The sequence below is a fragment of the Amycolatopsis sp. NPDC049159 genome (assembly GCF_040648295.1).
GTDB classification, from domain to species: Bacteria; Actinomycetota; Actinomycetes; order Mycobacteriales; family Pseudonocardiaceae; genus Amycolatopsis; species Amycolatopsis pretoriensis_A.
Map to the genome: position 1 here is coordinate 116006 of NZ_JBEZDL010000004.1, position 24054 is coordinate 140059.

The following is a 24054-nucleotide window of genomic DNA, read 5'->3' on the forward strand; positions in this document are numbered from 1 at the left end:
GAGATGGCCGTGAAGACGAAGGCAGCCGTACTGTTCGATGCCGGGAAGCCGTTCGAGATCATGGAGCTCGACCTCGACGGGCCCGGTCCCGGTGAGGTGCTCATCAAGTACACCGCCGCCGGGTTGTGCCACTCGGATCTGCACCTGATCGACAACGACCTGGTGCCGCGGTTCCCGATCATCGGCGGGCACGAGGGCGCCGGGGTCATCGAAGAGGTCGGCCCCGGTGTCACCAAGGTCGCGCCCGGCGACCACGTCGTGTGCAGCTTCATCCCGAACTGCGGCACCTGCCGCTACTGCTCGACCGGCCGCCAGAACCTCTGCGACATGGGCGCCACCATCCTCGACGGCCACCTGCCCGACGGCACCTTCCGCTTCCACGGCGGCGGCCAGGACTTCGGCGCGATGTGCATGCTCGGCACGTTCTCCGAGCGCGCCACCATCTCGCAGCACTCGGTGGTCAAGGTCGACGACTGGCTCCCCTTGGAGACCGCGGTCCTGGTCGGCTGCGGCGTGCCCACCGGGTGGGCCACCGCCAACTACGCCGGCGGGGTGCGCGCCGGCGACACCACCGTCGTCTACGGGATCGGCGGCATCGGGATCAACGCCGTGCAGGGTGCCGCGCACGCCGGGGCGAAGTACGTCGTCGCGGTCGATCCCGTCGAGTTCAAGCGGGAGGCGGCGCTCAAGTTCGGCGCCACCCACGCGTTCGCCACCGCGGCCGAAGCCGCCGAGAAGGTCAACGAGCTCACCTGGGGCCAGCTGGCCGACCAGGCGCTGATCACCGTCGGCACCGTGGAGGAGGACGTCGTCAGCGAAGCGTTCAACGTCGTCGGCAAGGGCGGCACCGTCGTCATCACCGGGCTCGCCAACCCCGAGAAGCTCACCGTGCACGTCTCCGGCGGTGTCATGACGCTGTTCGAGAAGACGATCAAGGGCACACTGTTCGGCTCGGCGAACCCGCAGTACGACATCGTCCGGCTGCTGCGGCTCTACGACGCCGGGAAGCTCAAGCTCGACGAGCTGGTCACCCGCAAGTACACCCTCGAGCAGGTCAACGAGGGCTATCAGGACCTGCGCGACGGGAAGAACATCCGCGGCGTGATCGTCCACGCGTAGCGAGGGGTCCACAATGGACCTCGACGCGCCGTACCGGGTGAACCCCCACGAGCCCTTCGAGGTGCTCGTCCACCGCTGCGAGCACCGGGACGGGTGCCTGCTCGGGACTCCCGATGTGGTCCGCTTCGTCCGGGCGCTGGCGATGCACGCCACGGCGCGCGACGCGATCGACGCCGCCGAACTCGGCGAGACCACGCGGGCCCGGGTGGTGGCGGCGCTCGAACACCTCGCCGCCACCGGCGTCATCGTCGCCGAGCCGTGAAACCCCCGGTGGCCACCGCGATCCCGACGCGGTGGCCACCGGTCCGCCCGGTACAGGTAGTAGATGATCTGGTCGCGGCGCTGGTCCTTGGGGCCGGCAGGCCAGGGCTGGGTGAAGATGCGCCCGTCGGGGATCTGCTCATCCGGGTGCTCGTGGCGCCACGCCTGGACCACGTACGGCACGTCGGGTATCCGCGCGCCGAGATGAACGACAACCCCGCGGCCTCGATGGCCTGCTGGTTGGCCGCAGAGATCATGCCAGCGTCAGCCAGCTGGTGGGCATCCATGAACGCACGGATGGTCGGCAGCATCGTAGTGGTCTCGCCCCGGTTGCCCTCGAACGCGTTGACCATCAACGGAAACCCGCTTGCGTCGGTGAGCAGCCCGATCGTGATCTGCGGCTCCAGGCGGCGTTCTTCGGAGAACCCGGGCTCACGGAACCCGTCCCCGGCATCGGTCTCGAAGTACAAGGTGGACACATCGTGGAGAACCAGTGACGCCGGCCCCAGATCAGCGGTGCGGGCGCACGCCGCGGCCGACTTCTGCCTCGCGAACGCGGGCAGACGCCGCTTGAGCGGTCGCGTACGCCGGCGGGTCGAAACCTGCCTCCTCGACCACCCGCAGACTGTCCGGCTTGCTGGTCGGCTCGACGATCCGTGCCAGCACCAGTAATCGGATCACCTCGTCACCACCAGCACCACTGCCGGCCTGCAACGCCGCGAAGTCCGGGCCGAAGTCGAGCTCGGGCTGCCCCATAGCCAGACGCTGCCTCGCCACCGCCCTGAGCGCCTCCAACGCCGCATCGTCATGCGCCGAGCCGCTTAGCGCGCGGATTTTCGCCGTTCACACGACGAAACCGCAGCTCAACAGCCAGCACCCTACCCAAGATCAGCGATCTTGAGCCAAAGTCGGGTAAGGTGACGGAATGGTCATGCGGGTGGCGATTCCCGTGCTGCCGTGCCGAGATGTGCAGGCAGCGCGGTCGTACTTCACGGACGCGCTCGGATTCGACACCATATTCACCTGGGAGACCCCACCCAGCTACGCGGCCGTGATCCGCGATACCGCCGAGTTCCACCTGTACGCCGAAAGCAGCGTCGGCCCGGCCAGGGTGACGGTTGTCGTCGACGACGTCGATTCCTGCCACGACGAGCTGCGCGCCCGCGGCGCGGACATCGTCGAGCCACTGGCTGACCGGCCCTACGGGATGCGCGACTTCAACGTACGGACACCCGATGGGCACTTGTTGATCTTCAGCCAGCCGCTTACCTAGTACGGGTGACCATCAGCGGACCAGCCGGAAGAATGACCGGACCTCGTCGACGAACAACGCCGGCTGCTCGAACGCCGCGAAGTGGCCGCCCTTGCCGGGCTCGTTCCAGTACCGGATGTTCGGGAACCGGCGCTCCGCCCACCGCCGAGACGGGCGCTGCATTTCTTGGGGAAGACCGATCAGCCGGTGGGTACGGTCACCGGCTGCGCCGGCCGACCCGGAGATCCATTCGTTGACCTGCCGGAGGCTTTCCCAGTACAGCCGGGCGGATGAGGCACCGGTGCCGGGCAGCCAGTAGAGCATCAGGTTGTCGAGCAGCTCATCCCGGGTAATAACCCGATGCAGGTCGCCACCGGAGTCGGTCCACGACCAGAACTTCTCGACGATCCAGGCGCAGAGGGCGGCCGGCGAGTCGACCAGCCCGTAGCCGACCGTCTGCGGCCGGGTCGACTGCTGCGCCGAGTATCCGGAGCCCCATTCGTCCGCCTCCCGCAGTGTCGCGAGCGCCGCCCGCTCGGCACCGGTGAGGTCGTCCAACGTGGCCGGATCGGGCGGTGCGAGCGGCGGTGTGAGATGGATGCCGGCGACCCGATCGGGCTGCCGTTGACCGGTGCTCGTGGCGATGCTGGTGCTCCACTCGCTGCCCTGGGCGCCGAACCGCCGGTAGCCGAGCCGGGCCATCAGCTCGCACCACGCGTCGGATATCCGCTCGATCCCCCGCCCCGGCGCGGCCGGCTTGTCGCTGAAGCCGTAACCGGGAAGCGATGGGCAGCCCCCTGGAACCGGCCGCTCAGTGCGCAGATTTTCGCCGTTCACACGACGAAACCGCAGCTCAACAGCCAGCACCCTACCCAAGATCAGCGATCTTGAGCCAAGTCAGGTTGCCGGGTGGCAACCGATTCCCGCCTGCGTCCATGACAGTCGGACAGCACTCCTGGGTCACGGGCGCGGGGCGTTGCGCAGGTTGGCGCGCGCCAGGTCGACCATCTTGCCGACGCCGCCGTTGAGCACCGTCTTCGTCGCGCCCAAGGCGAAGCCGCGCACCATCTCGCCGGTGATCCGCGGCGGGATCGACAGCGCGTTCGGGTCGGTCACCACCTCGACGACCGCCGGGCCGGGGTGGGCGAACGCCTTCTCCAGCGCGCCGCGGACGTCGGCCGGGTCCTCGACCCGCTCGGCGAAGACGCCGCACGCGGCCGCGATCGCCGCGAAGTTCACCGGCGCGTGGTCGGTGCCGAAGTCCGGGAGCCCGTCCACCAGCATCTCCAGCTTCACCATGCCGAGCGTGGCGTTGTTGAACACCACGATCTTCACCGGCACGTCGTAGGCCGGCAGCGTCAGCAGGTCGCCCATCAGCATGGCGAGCCCGCCGTCGCCCGAGAGCGACACGACCTGGCGGCCCGGCTGGGACAGCTGCGCGCCGATCGCGTGCGGGAGCGCGTTCGCCATGCTGCCGTGCCGGAACGAGCCGAGCACCCGGCGGCGGCCGTTGGGGGTCAGGTAGCGCGCGGCCCAGACGTTGCCCATGCCGGTGTCGACGGTGAACACGGCGTCGTCCGCGGCGACCTCGTCGAGCACCGAAGCGACGTACTCCGGGTGGATCGGACGGCGCTGCTCGATCTTGCCCGTGTACGCGCCGACGACCTTCTCCAGCTTCCGCACGTGCTCGCGCAGCATCCGGTCCAGGTACGCGCGCTCGGTCCGCGGGCGCAGCAGCGGCAGCAGGGCGCGCAGCGTCGCCTTGACGTCGCCGTGCACCGCCAGGTCCAGCGGCGTGCGGCGGCCGAGGCGCGAAGCGTCGTGGTCGACCTGGATCGTGCGCGCCTGCGGGAGGAACATGTCGTACGGGAAGTCCGTGCCCAGCAACACGATCCGGTCGGCTTCGTGCATGGCGTCGTAGCAGGCGCCGTAGCCGAGCAGGCCACTCATGCCGACGTCGAACGGGTTGTCGTACTGGATCCACTCCTTGCCGCCGAGCGAGTGCCCGACCGGGGCGGCGAGCTTTTCCGCCAGCGCCATGACTTCTTCGTGCGCGCCGCGGACGCCCGCGCCCGCGAACAGCATCACCTTCTCCCCCGAGTTCAGCAGGTCGGCGAGCTCCTGCACGGCTTCCGCGGACGGCACCGGCGGCGACGGCTCGACCAGCGGGAGCCGCTCGGTGAGCGGGCCGGTGGCCTTGCGGTCGGCGAGGTCGCCCGGGATGGTCAGCACCGCGACGCCGCCCTTGCCGACGGCGGCCTGGGTGGCGATGCGCAGCAGCCGCGGCAGCTGCGCCGGGTCCGCGACGACCTCGCTGAAGTGGCTGCACTCGGCGAAGAGGCGGTCCGGGTGGGTCTCCTGGAAGAACCCGGTGCCGATCTGGTTGGACGGGATGTGCGACGCGATCGCGAGCACCGGCGCGCCCGAGCGGTGGGCGTCGAACAGGCCGTTGATCAGGTGCAGGTTGCCCGGCCCGCAGCTGCCCGCGCACACCGCTAGCTTGCCGGTGACCTGCGCTTCGGCCGCCGCGGCGAAGGCGGCGGTCTCTTCGTGGCGGACGTGCACCCACTCGATGCCGTCGGTGCGGCGCACGGCGTCGACGATCGGGTTCAAGCTGTCGCCGACGATGCCGTAGATGCGCTCGACGCCCGCGTCCCGCAGCGTCCTGACCAGTTGTTCTGCCACCGTAGCCATACCTTCAGCCTGCCCCGCCCCGGCGCATGCGTCCAATGCCTGATCGGCTGAACTTCCATACACTGGGCGCATGGACGTCCAGATGCTGCGGCTCTTCCGCGAGGTCGCCGGCGGCGCGACCGTCACGGAGACCGCGGCCGGGGCCCACCTGACCCAGCCCGCGCTCTCCCGGGCCCTGCGGCGGCTGGAGCACGAAGCCGGCGCCGAGCTGTTCCGCCGGTCCGGGCGGCTGCTGCGGCTGACGCCGGCCGGGCACGTCTTCAAGCGGCACGCCGGCCTCGTGCTCGACCAGCTCGACCAGGGCCTGCGCGAAGTCGCCGACATCGTCGCGCCGGGGGCCGGGGTCGTGCCGCTGGCCTTCCTGCACACCTTCGGCACCTGGCTCGTGCCCGACGTCCTGAGCGGCTTCCTGCGCGAGCACGCGAGCACCCGCTTCGAGCTGCGGCAGCACGGCGAGGCCGGGCTCGAGGCGGAGTTGCTCGAGGGCACCGCGGACCTCGTCCTCACCAGCGGCGACCCCGGGCACCCCCAGTTGCACTGGGAACGCCTGCTCGTCGAGCCGCTGCGGCTGGCCGTCCCGCCGCACCACCGGCTCGCCGGGCGCCACCGCGTCCGCCTCGCCGACGTCGCGGACGAGACGTTCATCCTGCTGCGCCCCGGTTACGCGCTGCGCGAAACGACCGAGCGGCTGTGCGCCGAGGCCGGGTTCGCCCCGCGCATCGGGTTCGAAGGCGACGAAGTCGAGACGCTGCGCGGGCTCGTGACCGCCGGGCTCGGCGTGTCCGTGCTGCCGCTGCCGCACACGGCGGCGTTCCCGGCGCCGCACCTGGAACTGACCGATGTGGACGCTGCCCGCGACATCGGGCTCGCGTGGGTGGCCGGGCGGAACCTCCCCGCACCCAGCGAAACCTTCCGGCGGCACGTGCTCGGCACCGTTCCCGCGCGGTTCGACCGTCCACAAGGGACCATGTGAGAATCGCCGTACGACCACGCAAAGTGACCGCCGGTGTGACAGGGTGGAGACATGGCCGCGCTGAGATCCTTCCTGACGTCCTGGACCTCCGTCACCCCCGTGCTCGGCATCCTCGTGCTCGCGCTCGCCTGGGGCCGCGACCTCGGCCCGGTCTTCGTGGCGATCGTGGCGATCGCGCTCGGGGCGACCGTGCTGGCCGCGGTGCACCACGCGGAGGTCGTCGCGCACCGCGTCGGGGAACCGTTCGGCTCGCTCGTGCTCGCGGTCGCGGTCACCGTCATCGAAGTCGCGCTGATCGTCACGATGATGGTCTCGGGCGGCCCGGACGCCGGCTCGCTGGCGCGCGACACCGTGTTCGCGGCGGTGATGATCACGACCAACGGCATCGTCGGCATCTCGCTCCTGGTCGGCGCCCGCCGCTACGGCGTCACCCTCTTCAACTCCGAAGGCAGCGGCGCCGCGCTGGCCACGGTCGCGACGCTGGCCACGCTGAGCCTGGTGCTGCCGACGTTCACCTCCAGCACGCCGGGCCCGGCGTTTTCCTCGGCGCAGCTGACGTTCGCCGCCGTCGCGTCCCTGGCGCTGTACGCCACGTTCGTGCTGACGCAGACCATGCGCCACCGCGACTTCTTCCTCCCGGTGGCGGCCGACGGCGAGGTCAAGGAGGACGACCACGCCGAGCCCCCGACGAACCGGGCGGCGCTGGGCAGCCTCGCGCTCCTGCTGGTCGCCCTGGTCGCGGTGGTCGGCCTGGCGAAGGTGGAGTCCCCGGCGATCGAGGCGGGCGTCCGCGCGGCCGGCTTCCCGCAGTCGTTCGTCGGCGTGGTGATCGCCCTGCTGGTCCTGCTCCCGGAGACCCTCGCGGCCACGCGCGCCGCCCAGCGCGACCGGATGCAGATCAGCCTGAACCTCGCTTACGGCTCGGCGATCGCGAGCATCGGCCTGACGATCCCGGCGATCGCACTGGCGTCGCTGTGGCTGCCGGGCGAGCTGCTGCTGGGCCTCGGCTCGACGCAGATCGTGCTGCTGGCGTTGACGGTGGTGGTGAGCGTCCTGACGGTGGTCCCGGGCCGGGCGACCCGCCTCCAGGGCGGCGTGCACCTGGTGCTGCTGGCGGGCTTCCTGGTGCTGGCCGTCAACCCCTGAGAGCCCCCGGTCTTGAGTGGGAAACAGCGTTGGAACACCGTTTCCCACTCACGAGCTCGCCGACCGGACCTCGATCCCCACCACGCACGTGTCGTCGTCGGTGTCCGCCGTGCTGTAGGTCAGCAGCGTGTCCAGCTGGTGCTCCAAGCCGCCCTCGTGGCGCTCCACCAGGGTCACCAGCCGCGAGACCGTCTCCTGGACCGGGCGGTCGCGGCGCTCGATCAAGCCGTCCGTGTAGATCAGCAGGATGTCGCCCTCCGCAAGGCGGATCTCCTCCTCCTGGTACGTCACGTCCCGGACCGCGCCCAGGAGCGAGCCGCGGATCAGCGGCAGGGTCGTCACCTCGCCGTCGCGGTGGCGGACGATCGGGGGCAGGTGTCCCGCGCGCGCCCAGCGCAACGCCCGGGTCGCCGGGTCGTACACCGCCGCCACCGCGGTCGCCGTCACGTGGTCGGTGAGGTGGTAGGCGACCAGGTTCAGCCAGGTCAGCAGCTGCGCCGGGCCGGCACCCGTCGCCGCGAGGCCGCGGAGCGCGTTGCGGAGGCTCACCATGCCCGTCGCCGCGTCGATGCCGTGGCCGGCGACGTCGCCGACGCACAGCAGCACCTCGCCGGTCGGCAGCGCGACCGCGTCGTACCAGTCACCGCCGACCAGGTGCTCCTTCTCGGCCGGCCGGTAGCGGACGGCCGCGCGCAGGCCCGGCATGTCGATCGGGCCCTTGGCCGGCGGCATGATCGCGTGCTGCAGCTGCAGCGCGAGCCGGTTGCGTTCGATCGACTGCTGCTCGGTCTCGGCCAGCTTGTCCCGCGTCGCCGCGAGTGCCACCTCGGTCCAGTGCTGCGACGAGACGTCCTGGTAGGCGCCGCGCACGGCGAGCAGCTCGCCGGCCGCGTCGGCGACCGGCTCGGCGACCACCCGGATGTGCCGGGCGACGCCGTCGGAGCGCTGCAGCCGGAACGCCGTCGAGGACGGGCGCTGGTGGTGCAGCACCGCACGCAGGAACCGGCCGATCGCCGGCCCGTCGTCGGGGTGCGCGTGCGTGGCCAGTTCGTGCAGCGACAGCGGCGTGGCGGTCGGCGGCAGGCCGTACAGCGCGAACAGCTCGGTGTTCCAGGTGATCGTCCCGGTCACGACGTTCTCCTCGAACCCGCCGATCCGGCCGAGCCGCTGGGCGTGCTGCAGCAATACGGCGAGCTTCGCCGCGTCGTCCTGGATGCGCAGGATGAGCAGCACGTTGCCGGCGAACCGGGTCACGCTCACGTCGGTGTGCACCGTCAGCGGCACCTGGTCGACGAGGGTGGTGACCGCCAGGCTGCCCGCGCGGAACGGCTCGCCGGTCGCGTAGACGCGGCGGATCTTGTCGAGCAGGCCGCTCTCCTCGGCCGCCAGCGGGTACGTCTCCAGCAGGCGGGTGCCGACGATCCGGCTGCGGGGACGGCCGCCGGGGTCGGCGAACCGGACGTTGGCGTGGTGGATGCGGAAGTCGGTCAGCCGGCCGCCGTCGACGCACGGCGACAGCAGCACCGCCGGGTCGTGCAGGCCGTCGACGAAGTCCACCAGCTCGCTGAGGAAGTCCCCGGACCCGGCGGCCACCGGCGCGACCACGCCGTCCCACGTGTCGAGCGTGTGCCCGCACAGCTCGGCCAGTGCCTCCAGCTGACGGCGCTGCCGCCCCGGCTCGGCGGGCAGCGGCTCGGGCCAGCACATCTCGACGACGCCGATGATCCGGCCGCCGGTGCCGGTGGGCACCGCGACGCGCCCGCCGCCGGAGAGGGTGTGCTGCCCGAGCGAAGGCAGCCCGGCGCCGGACAGCGTCGGGTACCAGACCGTGTCGCGTTCGAGCAGCGCGTTGCGGGCCGGCGTGGCCACCCCGGGCGGGACGTACCGCCAGCGGGCCGCCTCTTCGGCGGAGAACCCCGCCGACCCGGCCAGCGTGAGTGAACCGTCCGGCCCGGCGAGCCACACCGCGACGGCGGTCGCGCCGAGCGGGCGCAGCGCGTGCTCCAGGATGGACTCCGCGACGCGCTGGGTGTCCCCCGCCGCGAGCACCCCGCTTTCCGCGGTGCGCAGCCGCACCGCGACGGAGTCTTCGCCCTCCGCGCGGGCCAGGAACTCCTGCGCCACTTCGGTGATGCGGTCCTCGGCCGCTTCGCCGACGACGTCCGCGGCGAACTCCAGCGGCGTCAGCCCGGCCCGCCCGGCGAGGCTTTCCAGCTGCCGGGCGGCGTCGGCGGGCGTGCAGTGGAGGCGTTCCATCAGCACGCCCTTGGCCAGCTCGATCAGCGCGCGGCCGTCGGCGACGGCGTGCGCGTGGTCGACCTCGCCGCGCAGCCGGGCGACGGTGTCGGCGAGCCGGGCCAGGTTGGCCGACACCTCGGCCGGGCGCCCCGGGACCGGGAGCAGCTCTTCGTCGGCGGTCACCCGATCACGCCGTCACGTGCCGCTTGATGCGGGCGATCAGGTCGTCCGCGTCGACCGGCTTGGTCACGTAGTCGGTCGCGCCGGAGGCGAGGCTCTTCTCCCGGTCGCCCGGCATCGCCTTGGCCGTCACCGCGACGATCGGGATGGCGGCGTGCTCGGGCATCGCGCGGATCTTCGCGGTCGCGGTGTAGCCGTCCATCTCCGGCATCATCACGTCCATCAGGATCAGGTCGATGCCGGGGTGCGCGGCGACCGTCTCGACGCCCTTGCGGCCGTCTTCGGCGTGCAGCACCTGCATCCCGTGCAGTTCCAGGATCCCGGTCAGCGCGTAGACGTTGCGCGGGTCGTCGTCGACGATCAGCACCGTGCGCCCGGACAGCGTGGTGTCGACGTCGGCCGCCCGCACCGGCGCGGCCGGCTCGTCCGGGCGGACCAGCGGCAGCACCGCGCCGGGCTCTTCGGCCGACAGGTGCAGGGCGATCCGCTCGCGCAGCTCGTCCAGCCCGGACAGCACTTCGAGCGACTGGACGTCCGCGCGGGACTGCACCAGCTGCTCCAGTTCGCTGTCGAGGCGGCGGCTGTTGTGCGCCAGCACCGGCACCAGCCGCAGCGCGCTGTCGCCCTGCATCGCGTCGAGGAACCCGAACGCGGTCCGGTCCGGCAGGTCCAGGTCGAGCACCACGCAGTGGTAGGCGTCGGTGGCGAGCGCGGCCGCGGCCTCCTGGGTGCCGACCGCCGTCACGACTTCGACGTCGGCGGGCGAGAGGCCGATGTCCCGGCTGTCGGAGAGGTCCGCGGCGGCGCTCTCGGCGACGAGCGTCAGCAGCCCGTGCTGGCGCTCCTCCACGACGAGCAGCCGCCGGTACGCGCGCGGCGCGGACGTGGTGAGCGCGGTACCCGGGTCACCCGCGACGACGAGCGCGCCGGGGTGGTCCCCCGCGGGCAGCGTCGCGAAGTCCGGGCGGGCGACCGGCAGCGAGAAGGTGAACGTGCTGCCCTCGCCCAGGGTGCTCTCGGCGGTGATGAACCCGCCGAGCAGCTGGGCGATCTCACGGCTGATCGACAGGCCGAGCCCGGTGCCGCCGTACTTGCGGCTGGTGGTGCCGTCGGCCTGCTGGAACGCGCCGAAGATCGATTCGAGCTGGTGCTCGGCGATCCCGATGCCGGTGTCGGTGACGCGGAAGGCGACGGCGGGGCCGTGCGCGCGCAGCGGCCGCGGCAGCGTTTCGACGTCGACCGCCTCGATGTGCAGCTCGATCCCGCCGACCTCGGTGAACTTGACCGCGTTGGACAGCAGGTTGCGCAGCACCTGCCGCAGCCGCGAGTCGTCGGTGAGCAGTTCGGGCGGCGAGCCGGGGGCGACGGTGATCCGGAAGTCGAGGTTGCGCTGGGAGGTCATCGGCCGGAACGTCGCCTCGACGTAGTCCAGCAGGCCGCGCAGCGACACCTGCTCCGGCGTGACGTCCATCTTCCCGGCCTCGACCTTCGACAGGTCGAGGATGTCGTTGATCAGCTGCAGCAGGTCCGAACCCGCGGAGTGGATGATCCCGGCGTACTCGACCTGCTTGGCGGTGAGGTTGCGGGTCGGGTTCTGCGCGAGCAGCTGGGCGAGGATGAGCAGGCTGTTGAGCGGGGTGCGCAGCTCGTGGCTCATGTTGGCCAGGAACTCCGACTTGTACTTCGACGCCAGCGTCAGCTGCTGGGCGCGGGCCTCCAGCTCCTGGCGGGCCTGCTCGATCTCCAGGTTCTTCGTCTCGATGTCGCGGTTCTGCGTGACCAGCAGCGCCGCCTTCTCCTCCAGCTCGGCGTTGGACGACTGGAGCTCTTCCTGGCGCGCCTGCAGTTCTTCCGAGCGGGCCTGCAGCTCCGCGGTCAGCCGCTGGGACTCCCCGAGCAGCTCGTCGGTGCGGGCGTTGGCGACGATGCTGTTGACGTTGACGCCGATCTGCTCCATCAGCAGCTCGAGGAACCCGCGGTGCACGGTGGTGAAGCCGTGCACCGACGCCAGTTCGATGACGCCGAGGACCTGGTCCTCGACCACGATCGGCAGCACGAAGAGGCTGGCCGGCACGGTGCTCCCGAGGCCGGAGGAGATGGTGGCGTAGCCGGGCGGGACGTCGTCGACGGCGATCGGGCGGCGGCTGCGGGCCGCCTGCCCGACGAGCGACTGGCCGATCCGGAAGCGGGCCACCGGACCCTCGCCGTCCGGGTGGCCGTACGCGCCGACCAGCCGCAGCTCGGGGACCTCGGCGGTGTCGTCGGCCAGGTAGAACGCGCCGTACTGGGCGTTGACCAGCGGGACCAGCTCGTCCATCACCGCGGCCGCGACGACGGCGAGGTCGCGCCGGCCCTGCATGAGCCCGGTGATGGTGGCCAGGTTGGACTTCAGCCAGTCCTGCTCCTGGTTCGCCCGCGTCGTCTCGCGCAGCGACTCCACCATCGAGTTGATGTTGTCCTTCAGCTCGGCGACCTCGCCGGAGGCGTCGACGGTGATCGAGCGGGTCAGGTCGCCCTCGGCGACGGCGCTGGTGACCTCGGCGATCGCGCGCACCTGCCGGGTGAGGTTCCCGGCCAGCTCGTTGACGTTCTCGGTCAGCCGCTTCCAGGTGCCCGAGACGCCCTCGACCTCGGCCTGGCCGCCGAGGCGGCCTTCGCTGCCGACCTCGCGCGCCACGCGCGTGACCTCCGCGGCGAACGCCGAGAGCTGGTCGACCATCGTGTTGATCGTGGTCTTGAGCTCGAGGATCTCGCCGCGGGCGTCGACGTCGATCTTGCGGGTCAGGTCGCCCTGCGCGACGGCGGTGGTCACCTGGGCGATGTTGCGGACCTGCCCGGTGAGGTTGTTCGCCATCGAGTTGACGTTGTCGGTGAGGTCCTTCCACGTGCCGGCGACGTTCGGCACGCGCGCCTGGCCGCCGAGCATGCCTTCGGTGCCGACTTCGCGAGCGACGCGGGTGACCTCGTCCGCGAACGCCGAGAGCGTGTCGACCATCGTGTTGATGACGTCGGCCAGCGCCGCGACCTCGCCCTTGGCCTCGACGGTGATCTTGCCGGAGAGGTCACCGCGGGCGACGGCCGTCGCGACCTGGGCGATCGAGCGGACCTGCCCGGTCAGGTTGGACGCCATCACGTTGACGTTGTCGGTGAGGTTCTTCCAGGTCCCGGAGACCCCGCGGACGGTCGCCTGGCCACCGAGGTTGCCTTCGGTACCGACTTCGCGGGCGACGCGGGTGACCTCGTCCGCGAACGCGGACAGCTGGTCCACCATCGTGTTGATGGTGTCCTTGAGCTCGAGGATCTCACCGCGCGCGTCGACGCGGATCTTCTGGGACAGGTCACCGCGCGCGACGGCGGTGGTGACCTGGGCGATCGAGCGGACCTGCGCGGTGAGGTTGTCGGCCATGACGTTGACCGACTCGGTGAGGTCCTTCCAGGTGCCGGAGACGCCCTTGACGTCCGCCTGGCCGCCCAGCCGCCCCTCGGTCCCGACCTCGCGCGCCACCCGGGTGACCTCGTCCGCGAACGCGGACAGCTGATCCACCATCGTGTTCAGCGTGTCCTTGAGCTCCAGGACCTCGCCGCGGGCGGTCACGTTGATCTTCTGCGAGAGGTCGCCCTTCGCCACCGCGGTGGCGACCTGGGCGATGTTGCGGACCTGGTCGGTCAGGTTGCCCGCCATGAAGTTCACCGAGTCGGTGAGGTCGCGCCAGGTGCCCGAGACGCCCTTGACGTCGGCCTGGCCGCCCAGCCGCCCCTCGGTGCCCACCTCGCGGGCGACGCGGGTGACCTCGTCCGCGAAGGAGGACAGCTGGTCCACCATCGTGTTGATCGTGCTCTTGAGCTCGAGGATCTCGCCCCGGGCGTCGACGGTGATCTTCTGCGAGAGGTCGCCCTTCGCCACCGCGGTGGTCACCTGGGCGACGTTGCGGACCTGGTCGGTCAGGTTCCCGGCCATGAAGTTCACCGAGTCGGTGAGGTCGCGCCAGACGCCGCCGACGCCGGGCACCTGCGCCTGCCCGCCGAGGCGGCCTTCGCTGCCGACCTCGCGGGCCACGCGGGTGACCTCGTCCGCGAAGGAGGACAGCTGGTCCACCATCGTGTTGACGGTGTCCTTCAGCTCGAGGATCTCACCGCGCGCGTCGACGTCGATCTTCTGCGAGAGGTCGCCCTTCGCGACCGCGGTCGCCACCTGCGCGATGTCGCGGACCTGGGTGGTGAGGTTGCCGGCCATGGCGTTCACCGAGTCGGTGAGGTCCTTCCAGGTGCCGGACACGCCGGGGACCTTCGCCTGCCCGCCGAGCTGGCCCTCGCTGCCGACCTCGCGGGCCACGCGGGTGACCTCGGAGGTGAACAGCGACAGCTGGTCGGCCATGCCGTTGAAGACGGTGGCGATCTCGCCGAGCAGGCCGTCGGCCCCGCCGGGCAGCCGGATGCCGAAGTCGCCGTCGCGGACCGCGGTCAGCCCGGCCAGCAGCCGGCGCAGCTCCTGCTCCCCCGCCTCGCCCACGCCTGCGACCGCGCCTTTGGTCCCCGGGCGTGCCCCTTCGACCGTTGCCCCACTCATCCGCCACCCGTTTCTCCGGTCGTCGGCGCCCCGGCGCCGTCCCGGTGAGCACACCGGATGGCTCAGCATAGTGCAGCTGCACTATCCTGAGCGGCAACGGTTGAGCAACCAGCCGCGCCCGTGTCCGCGCGCGCTCCCCAGGCGGTGCTCGAGAGCCTTTCCTTTCCCCCCAGGCCATCCGGCCACGTTGACCCATTCGGCTGAACGCGCTCCCAGGCAGCGGTACCCCACGCACGCGGGGGTCACCGCCTGTTGTCGCGCGCGGCGATGAGGGGTCCACAATGGACGCTCCACTGTGGACGAGATGGGGCGCGCCGGGGTCGCGAACGAGTCATTCGCGACCATGGCACCGGCGTGTCGCCGAGGCCGGAGCGACCACGAGCAGGCGGCGCGCGGGCACGGGGGCGCAAGCAACTCGACGCGACCCGGCAGCGAGCACTGCGGTCCGGCAGCAACCGCGCGGCGGCCCCAGGCATCCCCGCGGCGAGCAGCCCGGCGGCAAACCGCGCGGCGGCAGCAGCCCGCGAGCGGCGGCGTCGGGGCGACCACAAGCATCCCGGCGGCAGCGAGCGGTGGCGCGGACAACCGCGAGCACCCCAGCGGCAACGCGGCGGCGGCAAGCAACACCGCGAGCAGCCGCCAGCGAGCGGCGGCGTAGGCGACCGCGAGCACCCCGCCGACAGCAAGCGATGGCGCGGCCAACCGCAAGCATCCCAGCGGCAACGCGACGGCAAGCAATACCGCGAGCAACCGGCAGCGACCGGCGTCCCACCGGCAAACCCGTAAGCGGCGCAGGCGATCGCAAGCACCCCACCGGCAACCCGCGGCGACACGGGCGACGGCACGACTATCCCGCCGCCCCCGGGGTACTCCTCCGGCATGGATGCCGAGAACCTGGTCGTCGTCGGAAGCGGGCCGGCCGGTGTGTCGGCGGCCCGCGCCTACCGGGAAGCGGGTGGCACCGGGCCCGTCCGCCTGCTCACCGCGGACCCCGACCCGCCCTACGAGCGCCCGCCGCTGTCCAAGGAATTCCTGCGCGGCGAAGCCGATCTCCCACCGCTGGACGAAGAACTCGCCGAAAAGCACGACATCACCATCACGCTGGACGACCCCGTCACCGAACTGGGCGAGGACAGCGTCCGCACCGCCTCGGGCGCGGTGCACCCGTTCACCGCCTGCGTACTCGCCACGGGCGCGGAACCCGTCCGGCCCGACCTCCCGGGTGCCGACCACCCCGACGTGCGGACCCTCCGGTCGGCCGCCGACTCCCGTGCGCTGCGAGCGGCCGCGCACGGAGTGCGCAGCGCGGTCGTCGTCGGCGCCGGGTTCATCGGGTGCGAAGCCGCCATCTCCCTCACCCGGCTCGGGCTTCAGGTGACCATCGTCTGCCCCGACGACGTCCCGCAGGAGAAGCGGCTCGGCCCCGACGCCGGGCGATTCCTCTTGCGCTGGCTCAAATCCGAGGGCGTGAGCGTCCTGCGCGGGACGAAGCTGCTGTCGGTCGAGAGCGGCCACCGGGTCCGCACCGACCTCGTGCCGGTCCTCGACGCGGGGCTCGTCGTGCTCGCCACCGGCGTCCGGCCCCGGATCGGGCTGGCCGAAGCGGCCGGGCTCGCCGTCGAACGAGGCCGGATCCGCACCGACGAACACCTGCGCACCAGCAAGCCGGGCGTGCTCGCCGCGGGTGACGTCGCGCTGGCCTACAACCCGGCGGCCGGGCGCGCACTGGCCGTCGAGCACTGGGGTGAGGGCCTCGCGATGGGCGAAGTCGCCGGGCGGACCGCGGCCGGTGAAGAAGCCGTCTGGGACGAGGTTCCCGGCTTCTGGTCGGTGCTCGGCGACCGCGTCCTGAAGTACGCCGCCTGGGGCGACGGCTTCGACCGCGCGCGCCCGTTCCCACGCGACGACGGGGGTTTCACCGTCTGGTACGAGCGCGAAGGCCGGACGGTCGGCGTCCTCACCCACGAAGCCGACGAGGACTACGAACGGGGCCAGGACCTGATCAAGCGCGGCGTCACAGCCAGTCCTTCTTCTTGAACAGCGTGTACAGCCCGACCGAAAGCACCAGCATGACGGTCGTCGAAACCCAGAACCCGAGCGTCGTGCCGTTGCCCGGGTAAGGGACGTTCTGGCCGTAGAACCCGGTCACCGCGGTGGGCACCGCGATCACCGCCGCCCACCCGGTGACCTTCTTCATGATCAGGTTCAGCCGGTCGCTCTGCAGGTTCAGCTGGGTTTCGCGGACCGTCGTGAGGCGTTCGCGCAGCGCCTCGGCGTGGTCGGCGGCCTGCCGCGCGTGGTCGTGGACGTCCTCGAAGTACGGGCGGGTGGTGCCGTCGGCCAGCTTCAGGTCCGGGCGCATCAGCGAGGCGACGACGTCGGGCACGGGAGCCACGACCCGGCGCAGCGCGGTCAGGTTCTTGCGCAGCCGGAACGAGCGCCGCTGCAGCTCGGCGGTGTCCGGGCGTTCGTCGAACACCAGGTCTTCCAGCGCCTCGACCTCGTCGTCGAGCACCTGGACGGCGTCGAAGTGGCCGTCGACGACGTGGTCGAGCAGGCCGTGCAGCAGGAAGGGCACACCGGACTTCGCCAGGTCGGTGGCCTGGTCCCAGCGGCGGGTGACGGCCTCGATGTCGAACCCGTCGTCCTTGCGGACGGTCACCAGCGCGCGGGGCGTGATGAACACGGCGAGCTCGGCGGTCTCGGTGCGCTCGGCCGCGGCGTCGAACCGGACGGCGTAGGCGGTCAGGAAGGCGTGCCCGTCGTAGCGGTCGAGCTTGGGCCGCTGGTGCTCCTGCACGGCGTCTTCGACGGCGAGCCGGTGCAGGCCCAGCTCCTCGGCGAGCTCGGCCAGGTCCGCTTCGGACGGTTCACAGAGGTCGACCCACACGGTGGTGTCCGGTTCGGCCAGGAAGTCGGAAACGGCCGCGACCGGGAAGTCTTCCTTGTGCAGCACGCCGTCGCGGTAGGCGCGGGTTCTCCTCATGGTCACCGGGTTCCCGATCGGGAAGGCGTTCACACGTCGGCGTAGGCCACGCGAAAACGGGTACCCGTGGATCTTGTGAACGCACGCCTGCTGGCCGAGCAGCCGCCCAAGCCCCTGTCCTCGCCGCGCACCGCCGCCGTCGTCGGTGCCGAACTGCGCTCCCTGCACACCGCCGGCGAGCTGGACCTGCCGCTGCCCGGCGGCGACGGGACCGCGGCCCGCTGGGCGGCGCTGGCCGCGTTCGGCCGCCGCGACCTGACCCTGGCCCGGCTCGCCGAGGGGCACGCCGACGCCGTCGCGATCTTGGCCGAGGCGGGCCGCTCCCCCGTGCCCGGCGCGCTCTACGGCGTGTGGGCGGCGAAGTCCGGCGGCACCGGCGCGGTGCTCGAAGACGGCGTCCTCACCGGCACGGTCCGGTTCTGCTCGGGACTGTCCCTGCTCGACCGCGCGCTGGTCGCCGCGGGAGACCGGCTGGTGGAGGCGGATCTCGCCGACCCGGGCGTGCGGCGGCACCCGGACGCCTGGCAGGCGGTCGGGATGGACGCCTCCGACAGCGGCGACGTCGTCTTCGACGGCGTGCGCGCGGACGTCGTCGGCCCGCCCGGCTGGTACGTGGCGCGCCCCGGGTTCGCGCTCGGCGGCGCCGGCGTGGCGGCGGTCTGGCTCGGCGGCGCGGCGGGCGTCTTCGACGGCGTCCTCGCCTACCTGCGTGAGCGCGGCGGCGCCGACGAGCACCAGCTGGCGCACGTCGGCGCGATGCACACCGCGTTGTCCGCCGCCGAGGCCATGCTCGCGCGGGCCGTCGAAGGGCCGGTGGATCCGCTGCTCGCGGCCACCTGCCGGGCCGCGGCCGAACGGACCGCCGTCGAGATGCTGGAACGGGCGCTGAAGGTCACCGGGCCGACGCCGGCGTGCCGGGACCGGCGCTTCGCCCAGCGGGTCGCCGATCTGCCGGTGTACGTGCGGCAGCACCACGCCGAGCGGGACCTCGCCGCGCTCGGCCGCGACGTCCTGGGCACGCCGTGACCGCGTACGTCCCCGAGGCCGACTGGGCCGCGCTGCCCGCGTCGCCGGCCTGGCCGGCGCAGGCGTTCGAGCGCGCGCTGGTCGTCGCCGCCCACCCCGACGACGAGACGCTCGGCGCGAGCGGGCTCCTGCAGCGCCTGCACGCCGCGGGCACCGGGGTGACGCTCGTCGTCGCGACCGACGGCGAGGCCGCGTTCCCCGCGTCGAGCCCCGCGGAACGCCGTGAGCTGGGCCGGACGCGCCGCCGGGAACTGCGGGATTCCCTGCGGGCACAAGGGCTTTCCGACGTCGAGCCGGTGTGGCTCGGCCTGCCGGACGCCGATCTCGCGGCGCACGGCGGCGAACTGGCGGCGGCGGTGCGGGAGCGCGCCGGCGGTCACGACCTGTGCTTGTTCCCGTGGCCGGACGACCCGCACCCGGACCACCAGGCCGCCGCGCGGGCCGCGCTCGCCGCCGCGCCGCTCACGACGCAGTGCTGGTCGTACCCGATCTGGCTGTGGCACTGGCTGCGCCCGGACGATCCGGCCATCCCGTGGACGCGGGCCCGGTCGCTCCGGCTCACGGCGGCGGAGCGCGCCGGCAAGGCGGCCGCGATCGAGGCGTTCCCTTCGCAGCTCGGGCCGGGTCCGCGCGGCGAGGACCCGATCCTGCCGGCGGAGGTGCTGGCCCACTTCGCGCGCGACACCGAGGTGTTCTTCCGCGAGCCGCCGCGGGGTTCGGCGCCGGTCAGCCGGTTCGCGGAGCTGTACGCGGGTGCCGAGGACCCGTGGTCGGTCGGGACGAAGTGGTACGAGCGGCGCAAGCGGGCGGTAGCGCTGGCGTGCCTGCCCGACGAGCGCTACGGCACGGTCGTCGAGCCGGGCTGCGGCGTCGGCGCGCTCACCCGCGACCTCGCCGGCCGGGCCGATCGGGTGCTGGCCTTCGACCCCGTGCCCGCCGCCGTCGAGCGCGCCCGCAAGGCCGTCGCCGATCTGTCTCATGTGGACGTCCACATCGGATCGGTGCCCGAGGCCATCCCGGCCGGCCCGGCCGACCTGTTCGTCTACGGCGAACTGCTGTACTACCTGGACGATCGCGCGCTCGACGAGACCGTCGAGGCGTCGGTGGCCGCGCTGCGCCCCGGCGGGCACCTGCTCGCGGTGCACTGGCGGCCGTGGGCGCCCGAAGCGCCGCGCGACGGCCGGGACGCCCACGCCCGGCTGCTGGCGCACCCGGCGTTCGAGCCGCTGGTCGAGCACACCGACGACCAGTTCCTGCTGCACGTGCTGAGGCGCCGGTGATCGAGGCGGTCGGCGTCGTCGTCCCGGCGCGGGACGAGGCGGAGCACGTCGGCGCGTGCCTGAACGCGCTCGGCGAAGCCCTGCGGCGGCTGCCGGCCGGGGTCGCGTACGCGGTCTGCGTGGTCGCCGACCGCTGCCGGGACGCGACCGCCGCGATGGCCCAGGCGGCGTTCGGCGACCTGCCCGGCACGGTCCTGGTGTCCGAGGCGGCGCGGACGATCGGCGAAGTCCGCGACCTCGGGGTGGCCCGGGTGCGCGAGCTGCTGCGCACGCCCGCGGCCGGGACGCTGCTGCTGAGCACCGACGCCGACACCCGGGTGACGCCCGGCTGGGCGCGGGCGCACCTGGCCCGCGCGCGGCAGGGCTACCACGCGATCGCCGGGACGGCCGAGCTGGCGGCGCCGTTCACCACGTCGGCACGGGCGCTGCGGCAGTACGAGCACGTCCTCGACGACGCACGGACAGCGGCGGGCCACGGCTCGGTGTACGGCGCGAACCTGGCGGTCCGCGGGGACGCGTTCGACGTCGTCGGCGGCTTCGGCCCGCGGGCGACCGGGGAGGACCACGACTTGTGGCGCCGCCTCGGGCAAGCGGGCTTCCGCCGCTGCTTCGAGTCGGCGGCGCCGGTGGTGACGAGCGCTCGCCTGCACGGCCGGGCCCCGGACGGGCTGGCGACGCTGCTCCGCCGGCTGGCCCGGGACCACGACGGGTGCGGCCACCGTTCGTGAGCACCTCGACCCGCCCCCGCGCTCCCTCACCACAGCGGTTGTGGAGGTCGTTCGTAGCGGTTGTCGCTGTTGCGCCACCCGCCGCGCCGCGAAGATCGGCCGGTGACGACCGTCTGGAGGATGCTGCCGGCCGCACTGCTCGTGGTGACGGCACTGACCGCGGTGCCCGCCGCCGCGGCCACGGCGGAAACCCGGGTCCAGCTCGTCTCCGTCGTCCGCGACACCGTCGGGATCACCTGCGCCGGGAAAGCGGACCGAGTCGTCTGCGAGGCCGTCCACCAGCCGCGGACCTACCTGGCCGTCCTCGTCACAACGCTTCCAGCTCCGCCCGGACCGCAGCCACGTGCTCGGCTCCCCCGTACTCCCGCAGCATCGCCAGCGCTTCCGTGAACAGCTCACGCGCGCGAACCGGCGACCCCAGCCCCGCGTAGGCCCGACCGAGTTCGGCCAGCGTCATGGCCTCGTACGACCGCACGCCGGCGGCGCGCCACAGCTCGGCACTCCGCCGCAGCTCCTCGACGGCGTCGGCGTACCGCCCCTCCTCGCGGTGGACCGTGCCGATCCGCATCCACCCGTACGCCACCCCCCGCAGATCGTCGGTACCTTCGCCGACGGCGACCGCTTCGGTCGCGTACGCGAGCTCGCGGGAGCGGTCGCCCTGGCGGCCGTAGAGCACGCCGAGGTTCACCAGGTTCAGCGTCTCGACGTGGCGCAGCCCGAGCGACCGGTTGAGCGCCAGGCCCCGCTCGCCGAACTCGATGGCTTCGTCGACGTCGTCGCCGAGGCCGAACACGAAGCAGAGGTTGTTGAGGATCCCGGCGAGCTGGCGGGGGTCGCCGATCTCCTCCCAGTCCGCGAGGCTCCGCCGCAGGTGCGCGTGGGAGCGGCGGTAGTCGGCCGCCTCGCCGCCGTGGGCCAGTTCGGCCTCGGCGACCCCGAGGTCGTTGCGCAGCGTCGCCGCCGCCACCGGGTCGACGCCGTCGACCAGGGTCAGCGCCACCTCGTCGACCTGGATGGCGTCGCGCCACCGCGCCCGCGCCCGGTGGTATTCGAACAGGCCGAGCCCGACGGCCGCGATCGCTTCGGCAGGCACCCCCGGCGTCGCCGCCGCCTGCCGCACGAGCGTGACGAGGTGCGCCTGGTGCCGGTCGAGCCAGCCGAACACCTCCTCCGTCGTGGCCGGGCCGCCGGCCGCCCAGCGCCCGGCCGCCCAGTCGTGGCGGTGCGAGGCCGCCGAGACCAGCGCCATGCTCTGCCACGCGACGGAGGCGCACAGCTCGACGACGCGGGTGATCGCGGCGGCCCGCTCGGCCGCGGGGAGCCGCCCGGCGTGCTCGCGGGCGTAGAGCCGCAGCAGGTCGTGCAGCCGGTACCAGCCCGGGGCGGGCGTGGTCAGCAGGTGCTCGTCGGTCAGCCGTTCCAGCAGGTTCTCGGCCACGCGGTCCGGGGCGTCGAGCAGCCGTCCCGCGACGGGCACCGACAGCTCCGGCACGTCGAGCAGGGACAACAGCGGGTACGCGCGGGCCGCGGCGTCGTCCAGCGCCCCGAAGGCGAGCGCGAAACTGGTGCGGACGCCGGTTTCGTCGAGGCGGCGGCTCTCGTCGCCGAGCCGGTGCGCGAGGTGGGCGACCGGCCACGACGGCCGCGTCGCCAGCCGCGCGCCGGCCAGGTGCAGCGCCAGCGGGAGGTACCCGCACAGGCGCACGACGGCCCGGGCCGCGGCGGGCTCGGCGGCGACGCGGTCCGCGCCGATCTCCGCCGCCAGCAGGCGCAGCGCGTCCGGCTCGGGCAGGACGTCCAGCAGCACCTGGTGCGCCTGGGGCAGGTCCGGCAGCGCGGCCCGGCTCGTCACGATGGCCGCGGAACCGCCCGCGCCCGGCAGGAGCGGAGCCACGTGCGCGGCGTCCCGCGCGTTGTCCAGCAAGAGCAGGACGCGCTTCCCCGCGAGCACCGAGCGGCTCCGCGCCGACGCGGAGCCGAGCGTCAACGGCGTCGGCGGCTCGCCGCCGAGCTCGCGGATCAGGCGGTCGAGCAGGTCCAGGGGATCCGGCGGGTCGGCGGCGTGGCCGCGCAGGTCGAGGTGCAGCGAGCCGTCCGGGAACCGCCGGGCGAGCCGGTGCCCGGCCTCCAGGGCCAGCGCGGTCTTGCCGACCCCGGCCATGCCGGCGATGGCGACCACGACACCCGGCCGAGGGTCGGCGAACAGGCCGAGCACGCGGTCGAGCTCCACTTCGCGGCCGGTGAACGCGGCGACCCCGCCCGGCAGCTCCCGCGGCACGGCGGTGGTCCCCGCCGGGGTCCTCGGGCGCGCACCCGCGGCGGCGAACTCCGTGCGGGCGTCGCCGGCCAGGTCGAGGGCGTCGGCGAGCCGGTCGAGGGTTTCGCGGTGCGGGAACCGGCGCTCCCCGCGTTCGAGCGCCCCGACGGCCTGGGCGCTGAGCCCGGCCGCCTCGGCGAGCGTCTCCTGCGTCAGCCCGGCCGCGCGCCGCAACCGGCGCAGCCGTGCCCCGAACGACTCCATCCGCCCCCTCCTCCCGAGGCGGAATCCTACGATGAGACGGCCGGGAGCATTGTCGCGGAAGATCGTATCGCTTATCGTATACGACGCTGTCCTCCTCCCGACGCTGCGAGGTGACCCCGTGCCCGCCCCCACGACCCTCATCGCCCGCGACTTCACCGAGTTCCGCACCGCCGTCTCGCAGTCGTTCGTCCCGCTGCACGTCACGGCGGGCGGTGACGGCTTCCGCGGCCGGATCCGCTCGTCGGGCGCCGACGAGGTGCAGGTCTCCGAGGTGACCGCCTCGCCCCACGTCGTCGAGCGCACGCCCGAGCTGATCGCCCGCGCCGAGCGGCGCTACTACAAGCTGAGCCTGATCCTGGCCGGCACCGGGCTGCTGGTGCAGGACGACCGCCAGGCCGTGCTGCGCCCCGGCGACGTCGCCCTCTACGACACGCACCGGCCGTACTCGCTGGTGTTCGAAGAGGACTTCCGGACGCTGGTGGTGATGTTCCCGCAGCGGCTGATCGACCTGCCCGCCGAGCTCGTCGGGCGGCTGACCGCGGTGCGGATGTCGGGCAAGGAGGGCGTCGGCAACGTCGTCGTGCCGTTCCTCGCCCAGCTCGGCGGCAACCTCGAGCAGCTGGCGGGCCCGGCGGGCGCGCGGCTCGCGCACAGCGCGGTCGACCTGCTCTCGACGCTGGTCGCGACCGAGCTCGACCTCGCGCACGCGGGCGCCGACCCGCACCACGAGCTGATGCGCCGCATCCGCGCGCACATCGACGCGAACCTGCACTCCGCCGACCTGACCCCGGCGCGGATCGCCGCCGAGCACTTCATCTCGACGCGGCACCTGCACGGGCTGTTCCAGGAGCAGGGCACCACGGTCTCCGGCTGGATCCGCACGCGCCGCCTCGAGCACTGCCGCCGCGACCTGCTCGACCCGGTGTACTCGGGCCGCCCGGTCGCGGCGATCGCCGCGCGCTGGGGGTTCGTCGACGCCGCCCACTTCAGCCGCGTGTTCAAGACCGCGTTCGGCCGGGCACCGAGCGAGCTGCGCCGGGAGTTGACGGTCAGCGCGTGACCGCTCGCCGGGGTGAGGTGCCC

The 24054-nt window shown here is 72.9% G+C and carries 19 protein-coding genes; 10 read left to right on the forward strand and 9 right to left on the reverse strand.

Translation table 11 applies throughout. The features are described 5' to 3' along the window. The first annotated feature begins 9 nt into the window (after positions 1-9). On the forward strand, positions 10-1119 hold the full coding sequence (locus AB0B33_RS09480; protein ID WP_247023510.1) for an NDMA-dependent alcohol dehydrogenase: 1110 nt from the start codon (positions 10-12) through the stop codon (positions 1117-1119). Between the two features lie 13 nt (positions 1120-1132). Beyond that, complete coding sequence (mftB, locus tag AB0B33_RS09485) at positions 1133-1381, forward strand: mycofactocin biosynthesis chaperone MftB (protein ID WP_247023511.1); 249 nt, start codon at positions 1133-1135, stop codon at positions 1379-1381. Here the strand turns inward: mftB and AB0B33_RS09490 are convergent. Next, positions 1362-1859, reverse strand: a complete 498-nt coding sequence (locus AB0B33_RS09490; protein ID WP_360768880.1) for a hypothetical protein — start codon at positions 1857-1859, stop codon at positions 1362-1364. The two genes, mftB and AB0B33_RS09490, sit on opposite strands and share 20 nt — an antisense overlap. A 31-nt stretch (positions 1860-1890) precedes the next feature. Continuing rightward, on the reverse strand, positions 1891-2136 hold the full coding sequence (locus tag AB0B33_RS09495) for a hypothetical protein (protein WP_360768883.1): 246 nt from the start codon (positions 2134-2136) through the stop codon (positions 1891-1893). A gap of 169 nt (positions 2137-2305) precedes the next feature. Between AB0B33_RS09495 and AB0B33_RS09500 the strand changes: the two genes are divergently transcribed. Further along, on the forward strand, positions 2306-2653 hold the full coding sequence (locus tag AB0B33_RS09500; protein WP_360768886.1) for a VOC family protein: 348 nt from the start codon (positions 2306-2308) through the stop codon (positions 2651-2653). Between the two features lie 12 nt (positions 2654-2665). Here AB0B33_RS09500 and AB0B33_RS09505 read toward each other — a convergent pair whose 3' ends face one another. Beyond that, entirely contained in the window at positions 2666-3499 is an 834-nt protein-coding gene (locus tag AB0B33_RS09505; RefSeq protein ID WP_360768888.1) for an alpha/beta hydrolase, read from the reverse strand. A gap of 93 nt (positions 3500-3592) precedes the next feature. Beyond that, a complete protein-coding gene (locus AB0B33_RS09510) occupies positions 3593-5326 on the reverse strand; it encodes a pyruvate dehydrogenase (protein ID WP_360768891.1) in 1734 nt (577 codons plus the stop codon). Between the two features lie 70 nt (positions 5327-5396). On the opposite strand from AB0B33_RS09510, the gene AB0B33_RS09515 reads away from it, so the two are divergent. Next, positions 5397-6299, forward strand: a complete 903-nt coding sequence (locus tag AB0B33_RS09515) for a LysR family transcriptional regulator (RefSeq protein ID WP_360768894.1) — start codon at positions 5397-5399, stop codon at positions 6297-6299. Positions 6300-6350: 51 nt separating this feature from the next. After that, positions 6351-7445 carry an ionic transporter y4hA gene (locus AB0B33_RS09520; RefSeq protein WP_360768897.1) on the forward strand — a complete coding sequence of 365 codons (1095 nt, stop codon included), beginning with the start codon at positions 6351-6353 and terminating at the stop codon, positions 7443-7445. A 48-nt stretch (positions 7446-7493) separates the two neighbouring features. Here AB0B33_RS09520 and AB0B33_RS09525 read toward each other — a convergent pair whose 3' ends face one another. Together AB0B33_RS09525 and AB0B33_RS09530 are read right to left on the reverse strand one after the other, a co-directional pair. Next, positions 7494-9866 (reverse strand): SpoIIE family protein phosphatase, encoded by a 2373-nt coding sequence (locus AB0B33_RS09525; RefSeq protein WP_360768900.1) that lies wholly within the window; start codon positions 9864-9866, stop codon positions 7494-7496. Between the two features lie 4 nt (positions 9867-9870). After that, the gene (locus tag AB0B33_RS09530; RefSeq protein ID WP_360768903.1) at positions 9871-14430 is read right to left on the reverse strand and encodes a HAMP domain-containing protein; all 4560 of its coding nucleotides are present in this window, start codon (positions 14428-14430) and stop codon (positions 9871-9873) included. Between the two features lie 879 nt (positions 14431-15309). Between AB0B33_RS09530 and AB0B33_RS09535 the strand changes: the two genes are divergently transcribed. After that, a complete protein-coding gene (locus tag AB0B33_RS09535) occupies positions 15310-16467 on the forward strand; it encodes an FAD-dependent oxidoreductase (RefSeq protein ID WP_360768906.1) in 1158 nt (385 codons plus the stop codon). Here the strand turns inward: AB0B33_RS09535 and AB0B33_RS09540 are convergent. Then, the gene (locus AB0B33_RS09540) at positions 16445-17416 is read right to left on the reverse strand and encodes a magnesium transporter CorA family protein (protein WP_360768908.1); all 972 of its coding nucleotides are present in this window, start codon (positions 17414-17416) and stop codon (positions 16445-16447) included. The two genes, AB0B33_RS09535 and AB0B33_RS09540, sit on opposite strands and share 23 nt — an antisense overlap. 66 nt (positions 17417-17482) lie before the next feature. On the opposite strand from AB0B33_RS09540, the gene AB0B33_RS09545 reads away from it, so the two are divergent. From AB0B33_RS09545 to AB0B33_RS09555, 3 genes are read left to right on the forward strand one after another with little or no spacing between them, the layout of a single operon-like run. After that, positions 17483-18442: an acyl-CoA dehydrogenase family protein gene (locus AB0B33_RS09545; protein WP_360768911.1), complete on the forward strand. Its 960-nt coding sequence runs from the start codon at positions 17483-17485 to the stop codon at positions 18440-18442. Beyond that, a complete protein-coding gene (locus tag AB0B33_RS09550) occupies positions 18439-19722 on the forward strand; it encodes a bifunctional PIG-L family deacetylase/class I SAM-dependent methyltransferase (protein ID WP_360768913.1) in 1284 nt (427 codons plus the stop codon). Before AB0B33_RS09545 ends, AB0B33_RS09550 begins: the two co-directional genes overlap by 4 nt. Beyond that, positions 19719-20450, forward strand: a complete 732-nt coding sequence (locus tag AB0B33_RS09555; RefSeq protein WP_360768916.1) for a glycosyltransferase — start codon at positions 19719-19721, stop codon at positions 20448-20450. Before AB0B33_RS09550 ends, AB0B33_RS09555 begins: the two co-directional genes overlap by 4 nt. A gap of 26 nt (positions 20451-20476) precedes the next feature. Here the strand turns inward: AB0B33_RS09555 and AB0B33_RS09560 are convergent, their stop codons facing one another. Both AB0B33_RS09560 and AB0B33_RS09565 read right to left on the reverse strand, forming a co-directional pair. Continuing rightward, positions 20477-20674: a hypothetical protein gene (locus tag AB0B33_RS09560; RefSeq protein ID WP_360768919.1), complete on the reverse strand. Its 198-nt coding sequence runs from the start codon at positions 20672-20674 to the stop codon at positions 20477-20479. A gap of 83 nt (positions 20675-20757) precedes the next feature. After that, on the reverse strand, positions 20758-22971 hold the full coding sequence (locus AB0B33_RS09565; RefSeq protein WP_360768922.1) for a tetratricopeptide repeat protein: 2214 nt from the start codon (positions 22969-22971) through the stop codon (positions 20758-20760). Between the two features lie 118 nt (positions 22972-23089). Here AB0B33_RS09565 and AB0B33_RS09570 point away from each other — a divergent pair, with 118 nt between their 5' ends. Beyond that, positions 23090-24031: a helix-turn-helix domain-containing protein gene (locus tag AB0B33_RS09570; protein WP_247023529.1), complete on the forward strand. Its 942-nt coding sequence runs from the start codon at positions 23090-23092 to the stop codon at positions 24029-24031. Positions 24032-24054 lie beyond the last annotated feature (23 nt).